The organism is Micromonospora sp. NBS 11-29 (assembly GCF_002140155.1).
In the GTDB taxonomy this organism is placed as follows: domain Bacteria; phylum Actinomycetota; class Actinomycetes; order Mycobacteriales; family Micromonosporaceae; genus Micromonospora.
Window position 1 is genome coordinate 730,717 of sequence record NZ_NAPR01000013.1, and the last position, 6,196, is coordinate 736,912.

A 6,196-nucleotide genomic window follows, 5' to 3' on the forward strand; every position below is an offset into this window, starting at 1 on the left:
GCCAGCGCCGCTTCGCGTGGTTGCCGCCCGATCGGGGAGGTGCTCCCGGTCCGGCCCGGAGCGGGTGGCACTGGGCCGGATAATCCGACGTTTGTCGTGTGTCCGGCCCGGGAAGCAAGCACCGTGACGGACATCTCGGACACCCTGGCCGGCGTGACCGGCCCAGTCGACGCCGACGCGAGCGGCGTCGAGCTGGACCAGACCCTCTTCGAGGTCAAACGCGTGATCGTCGGGCAGGACCGGCTCGTCGACCGCCTGCTCACCGCCCTGGTCGCCGACGGCCACTGCCTGCTGGAGGGCGTGCCCGGGGTGGCCAAGACCCTGGCCGCGCAGACGCTCGCCACCGTGGTCGGCGGCACGTTCTCCCGGATCCAGTTCACGCCCGACCTGGTCCCCTCGGACATCGTCGGCACCCGGATCTACCGGGCCTCGACCGAGGCGTTCGACGTGGAGCTGGGGCCGATCATGGCGAACCTGGTGCTCGCCGACGAGATCAACCGGGCCCCGGCCAAGGTGCAGTCGGCGCTGCTGGANCAGAACCCGATCGAGTCCGAGGGCGTCTACCAGCTCCCCGAGGCGCAACGCGACCGGTTCCTGATGAAGGTCGTGGTCGACTACCCGAGCGACGCCGACGAACTGGCCATCCTCTACCGGATGAGCACCGAGCGCCCCACCGCGCGTCCGGTGCTCGACCCGGTCCGGCTCCGGGAACTCCAGCGCCGCGCCGCCGACGTCTTCGTCCACCACGCGCTCGCCGAGTACGTGGTCCGGCTCATCCTCGCCACCCGGGACCCCGGGCGCTTCGGCCTGCCGGAGGTCGCCCCGCTGCTGGCGTACGGGGCCAGCCCCCGGGCCACGCTCGGGCTGGTCGCCGCCGCGCGGGCACACGCGCTGATCCGCGGCCGGGACCATGTGCTCCCCGAGGACGTCCGGGAGCTGGCGGTGGACGTGCTGGCACATCGGCTCGTGCTCTCCTTCGACGCGGTGGCCGACGGGATCTCCGGCGAGGCGGTGGTACGCCGCCTGGTCGACGCGGTGCCCCCACCCCGCCTGGTCACCGGGCCCGCGGGGGCGACGCCGGACCTGGCGGCGGCATGACCCGCCGGGTCGTTCCCGCCCCACCCGCACCGACCTGGCCCGACCCCACCTGGCCCGACGCCGGCCGGCCCGACGCCGGCCGGCCCGACACCGGCCGGCCCGGGCCCGGATCGGGCCCGGNGGCCGATCCCGGTCTCGCCGACCTCGCACCCGACCAGCGGCTGCGCCGGTTGGAACTGACCGTGACCCGGCGGCTCGACGGCCTGCTGCACGGCCGGTACCGGGGCCTGCTGCCCGGCCCCGGCAGCGAGGCGGCCGGCAGCCGGGAGTACCGGCCGGGCGAGGACGAGGTACGCCGGATGGACTGGGCGGTCACCGCCCGCACCACCGTGCCGCACGTCCGCGAGGTCGACGCCGACCGGGAACTGACCACCTGGATCCTGGTCGACGCCAGCCCCAGCATGGAGTACGGCACCGCCACCCTGGACAAACGGGAACTGGCGGTGGCGGCGGTGGCCTGCGTCGGCTTCCTCACCGCCGGGGTGGGCAACCGGCTCGGCGCACAGGTGCTCACCCCCGAAGGGCTGCGCCGGTTCCCGGCCCGCAGCGGCCGTACCCATCTGCTCGGGCTGCTCCGCGCGCTGCTCGGCGCCCCGCGTACCGGCGTCGGGGTGGACCCGCGCGGGCCGGGCCCGGCCGGCGGACGCCCGGCGGTCACCACGCCGGGCCTGGCCGACGGGCTGGACGGCCTGCAACGGGTCGCCACCCGGCGGGGTCTGGTGGTGGTCGTCTCCGACTTCCTCGACGAGCTGCCCGACGAGCCGGACGCGCCGCCGCCCTGGGCGGTGACGCTGCGCCGGCTGGCGGTACGGCACCAGGTGCTCGCCGTGGAGGTCACCGACCCGCGCGAGCTGGAGCTGCCCGACGTCGGGCTGATCACCCTGGTCGACCCGGAGGACGGCCGGCGGCGCGAGGTCTGGACCGGCGACCCGACCCTGCGCGAGCGGTACGCGCAGGCCGCCGCCGCCCAGCGCGACCAGGTACGCCACATCCTGCGCCGGGCCGGCGCGACCCACCTGCCGCTGCGCACCGACCGGGACTGGTGCGCGGACGTGGTCCGGCACGTGCACGAGCAACGCCGGCTGGCCAGCGCGCCGGCCGCCGCCCGGGGAGGTGTCGCATGAACTGGCAGTCGCCCGCCCGCCTCTGGCTGCTGCTCGCGGTCGCCGCGCTGGTCGCCGGCTACCTGGTGATGCAGCGCCGGCAGAGCCGGTACGCGGTGCGCTTCACCAACCTGCGCCTGCTGGACCGGGTCGCCCCGCGCCGGCCGNGGTCGGGTTCGCCCGGCCCGAGGCGGAGGTGCGGGTGCCCCGGGAACGGGCCACCGTGATGGTCGCGGTGGACGTGTCCACCTCGATGCTCGCCGGCGACGTCGACCCGGACCGGCTGACCGCAGCGAAGGAGGCCGGCCGGAAGTTCGTCGACGGGCTGCCGGACGAGTTCAACGTCGGCCTGGTCGCGTTCGCCGGCAGTGCGGCGGTGCTGGTGCCGCCGAGCACCGACCGGGAGGCCCTGCACGAGGGCATCGGACGGCTGGCCGAGGGCATCACCGGGGTGCAGGGCACCGCCATCGGCGAGGCGATCAGCACCTCGCTGGGCGCGGTGAAGAGCCTGGACGCGACGGCCGCCAAGGACCCGCCGCCGGCCCGCATCATCATCCTCTCCGACGGCGCGAACACCTCCGGGATGGACCCGATGGAGGCGGCGGACCAGGCGGTCGCGGCCAAGGTCCCGGTGCACACCATCTCGTTCGGCACCCCCGGCGGGTCGGTCGACCGGGGCGGCCGGGCGATCCAGGTGCCGGTGGACGGGCAGACGCTCAAGGCGGTCGCCGAGCAGACCGGCGGCGGCTTCCACGCCGCGTCCACCAGGGCCGAGCTGAAGGACGTGTACGAGGACATCGGCACGTCGGTGGGCTACCGGACGCAACGGCAGGACGTCTCAGCGCGCTTCATCGGCCTCGGACTGGTCCTGGCCATGGGCNGGACGAGGCACGACACGTGAGGAGCCAGGCATGGCAGTGCAGACCGGACTCGGCGAGCCGCGCGGCCCGTGGTTCGTCTCGCCCGAGCTGGACCCGGACGGGCGCGGACACCGGGACGTACCCGGGACCGACCGGGCGGCGGGGCGGCGGAGCTGGTCGCACCGGTTGCTCAGCGCGGCGGCGGTGGTGGCGCTCTCCACCGTCTCCGGCGCGGCGGCCGGCACCTGGGCGGCCGATAGGGGCGCGCCCGGCCCGTCCGCGGCCTCCGCCGCGCCGGTGCCGGCGGAACTGGTCACCGCCGCCGGCCGGACGGTCCCCGGGGTGGTCTCGGTGATGGTCGGCGGACGGCCCGGCGGGGGCGCGTCCGGCTCCGGCTTCGCCATCGACAACGAGCAGCACATCGTCACCAACGACCACATCCTGGCCCGGGGCGGCACCGGCCCGGTGACGGTGGAGACCTCGGACGGGCGTCGGTTCACCGCCGAGGTGGTGGGCCGGGAGCCCGGCAGCGACCTGGCCGTGCTCAAGGTGCCCGCGTCGGCCGGGCTGCCACCGCTGCCGTTGGCCAAGGCGAACGCGACCCGGGTGGGTGAACCCGTGCTCGCCGTCGGATCCCCGCTCGGGCTCGCCGGCACGGTCACCGCCGGCATCGTCAGCGCGCTCAACCGGCAGGTCCGGATCGGCAACGGCCGGCACACCGCGGTGCAGACCGACGCCTCGATCAACCCGGGCAACTCCGGCGGGCCACTGGTCAACGCGCGCGGTGAGGTGGTCGGCGTGAACACCGCCATCGCCACCATCGACGGCAACGGCTCGATCGGCATCGGTTTCGCCATCCCGATCGACCAGGTCCAGCAGACCGCCGACACCATCATCGGCCGGGGCGGCTGACCGGCACCCCGACCCCGGGGCACCGGCCGGGGCGTTAGCCTCGGAGCGTGGACGACGGACTGCGGGTGACCGACCGGCTCGTGGTGCCCGCCGCCGAGCTGCGGGAGCGGTTCTCCCGCTCCTCCGGGCCGGGCGGGCAGGGCGTCAACACCACCGACTCGCGGGTGGAGCTGAGCTTCGACCTGGCCGGCTCGCCGAGCGTGCCGGAGACGCTGCGGGCGCGGGCCCTCGACCGGCTCGCCGGCCGGCTGGTCGACGGCGTGCTGACCGTGACGGCCAGCGAGCACCGCGCGCAACTGGCCAACCGGGAGGCGGCCCGGGAGCGGATGGCCGCGCTGCTGCGCGAGGCGGTCGCGCCGCCGCCGAAACCGCGCCGGCCGACCCGCCCCTCCCGGGGCGCCAAGGAACGCCGGCTGGCCGAGAAGAAACGGCAGTCCCAGCGCAAGCGCGACCGTCGGGTGGACGGCGACTGACCGGCCGTCGTGGAATCAGCGGCCGGTCACCGCCGGAAGCCCGCCCGGCCAGCGGTGCCGTACCGCCTCGAACGCGGTGAAGGCCAGGCAGACCGCGACGAGCAGGGCCAGCGCGAGCAACGCCGTGAGCTCCCGCGTCGACGGCAGCAGAGCCGCGACCACCAGCACCCGCACCACCCGCGCCGGCCGGTAGCGGCCGGTCAGCCGGTACCGGAACGCCAGGTCGCCGAGCAGGTAGATCAGCACGCCGCCGAAGAGCGCCACATGCCCCACCGGGTACAGCGGCGCTCCGAACTCGAAGAGCCCTCGGCTGCCCAGCACCGACATGGTCTTGCGCAGACCGAGGGAGACCAGCACGATTCCGACCACCATCGGCAGGTGCAGCCAGGCGTACCCGTCGCGGGCCAGCCGGATACGCCGCTCGCCCCGCGCCGCCGCCAGGGCCCGTTGGGCCTCGGCGCTGCCCGGGCCGAAGTAGACCCACCAGAGGCTGGCCAACAGGGCGGTGCCCAGGAACACCGCCACGATGACGCGCAACGAGACCGGCGTGAACGTCACCGCCGAGCCCAACGAGATCACCGCCTCCCCGAGCCCGATGATGATCACGAGCGAGTACCGGCGGGTCCAGTGCTCCGGCGAGGTGACCCGCAGGTTACCGACGGTGAGACGGCCGTTGCCCATGACGTCGATCGCCATGGCCAGCAGCCAGAGAACCACGCTGAGCGGGGCGAGGAGGCGGATGTCGTCGGCTGGACGGGGTACGAGCGCGGCGGCAAGCAGCAGGGCGAGCGCGAGGAGCGTCGGTGTGGCGTCGCGCAGCCGCGGCTTCGGGAGCGTCGGTTGCCGCCGGCCGGCGATGTGCAACGCGGCCAGGCGGAGGAGACGGATGACCGCGTAGCAGGCCACGAACACCAGCGGCCCGTCGAGGCCGCCCGACACGTCGGTGAACGCCTGCGGGCTGGCCAGGATGAGCAGCGTGGTCAGCGCGACCACGAGGAGCGTCGCGAGCCGTACCACCCGATGCTCTGACGTGATCATGACGGTCAGCCAGCAGTACCCGGCCCACGCCAGCCAGAGCAGGGTGAGCACCAGCAGACCCCGGGCCACGCCGGTCCAGGTGGGATCGTCGGCCATCAGCGCGGCCACCTGGAGGAACGCGTACACGAAGGCCAGATCGAAGAAGAGCTCCTTCGGGGCGACGTCGGCCGGGTCGTGCGCGTTGTCGATCTGCGCGTGCAGACGCCGGTGCCGGTGCCGGAAGACGGTCGCGTCCGCCAGGGGCATCAGGCCCGTCGCCGCGGCGAGCAGGGCCAACTGCGCCAGCACGGGCAGCCGTGCCGCCAGCGGCGCGAGCGCCGCCACCAGCACCAGGCCCAGGACCGGGGAACGGCCCAGGAAGCGGAGCGTGCGGAGCTCGAAGAGGATCAGCCCGAGCAGATAGAGCGCCACCCCGCCGTAGAGCACGGGCAGGTAGAGACCGGGCGTGCTGGCCTCGCTCTCGATGTGGATCCGGATCTCGCTGAGCGACTTCTTCAGCCCGAGCGCCACCAGGATCAGTCCGGCCAGCATGGGCAGGTGTAGATAGCTGTACGCATCGCGACCGAGCCGGTTGCGGCGTTTCCCGGAGACCCGCCCGAGCGTCTGCTCCCCGGCGAACCGGGCCACGTCGAAGTACGTCCACCAGAGCGCGCCGGCCACCGCCACCGCGAGCAGGGCGCCGACCAGCACCGCCGTCGTCAGGGGTTGGGCG

At 74.6% G+C, this 6,196-nt stretch carries 5 protein-coding genes and 1 pseudogene; 5 read left to right on the top strand and 1 reads right to left on the bottom strand.

What is annotated here, in order from left to right; genetic code table 11:
* Positions 1–123: 123 nt before the first annotated feature.
* The 5 genes and pseudogenes from B1205_RS19850 (at position 124) to arfB (ending at position 4,446) form a co-directional block, all read left to right on the top strand.
* Complete coding sequence (locus tag B1205_RS19850; protein WP_089156943.1) at positions 124–1,098, top strand: AAA family ATPase; 975 nt, start codon at positions 124–126, stop codon at positions 1,096–1,098.
* 161 nt (positions 1,099–1,259) lie between these two features.
* Positions 1,260–2,222 (top strand): DUF58 domain-containing protein, encoded by a 963-nt coding sequence (locus B1205_RS19855; RefSeq protein ID WP_441338525.1) that lies wholly within the window; start codon positions 1,260–1,262, stop codon positions 2,220–2,222.
* Positions 2,219–3,102: pseudogene (locus B1205_RS19860) on the top strand (VWA domain-containing protein). Before B1205_RS19855 ends, B1205_RS19860 begins: the two are co-directional and overlap by 4 nt.
* Positions 3,103–3,112: 10 nt before the next feature.
* A complete protein-coding gene (locus tag B1205_RS19865) occupies positions 3,113–3,973 on the top strand; it encodes a S1C family serine protease (RefSeq protein WP_089156945.1) in 861 nt (286 codons plus the stop codon).
* Positions 3,974–4,020: 47 nt separating this feature from the next.
* Positions 4,021–4,446, top strand: a complete 426-nt coding sequence (gene arfB / locus B1205_RS19870) for an alternative ribosome rescue aminoacyl-tRNA hydrolase ArfB (protein WP_089156946.1) — start codon at positions 4,021–4,023, stop codon at positions 4,444–4,446.
* A 15-nt stretch (positions 4,447–4,461) separates the two neighbouring features.
* Here arfB and B1205_RS19875 read toward each other — a convergent pair.
* Positions 4,462–6,196 (bottom strand): low temperature requirement protein A (locus tag B1205_RS19875; RefSeq protein WP_176308686.1); only part of this gene is annotated, 1,735 nt, incomplete at its 5' end.

Bases quoted from the DNA above. Each gene is read 5' to 3' on its own strand.
- B1205_RS19865 (WP_089156945.1), top strand. From the start codon at position 3,113: ATGGCAGTGCAGACCGGACTCGGCGAGCCGCGCGGCCCGTGGTTCGTC.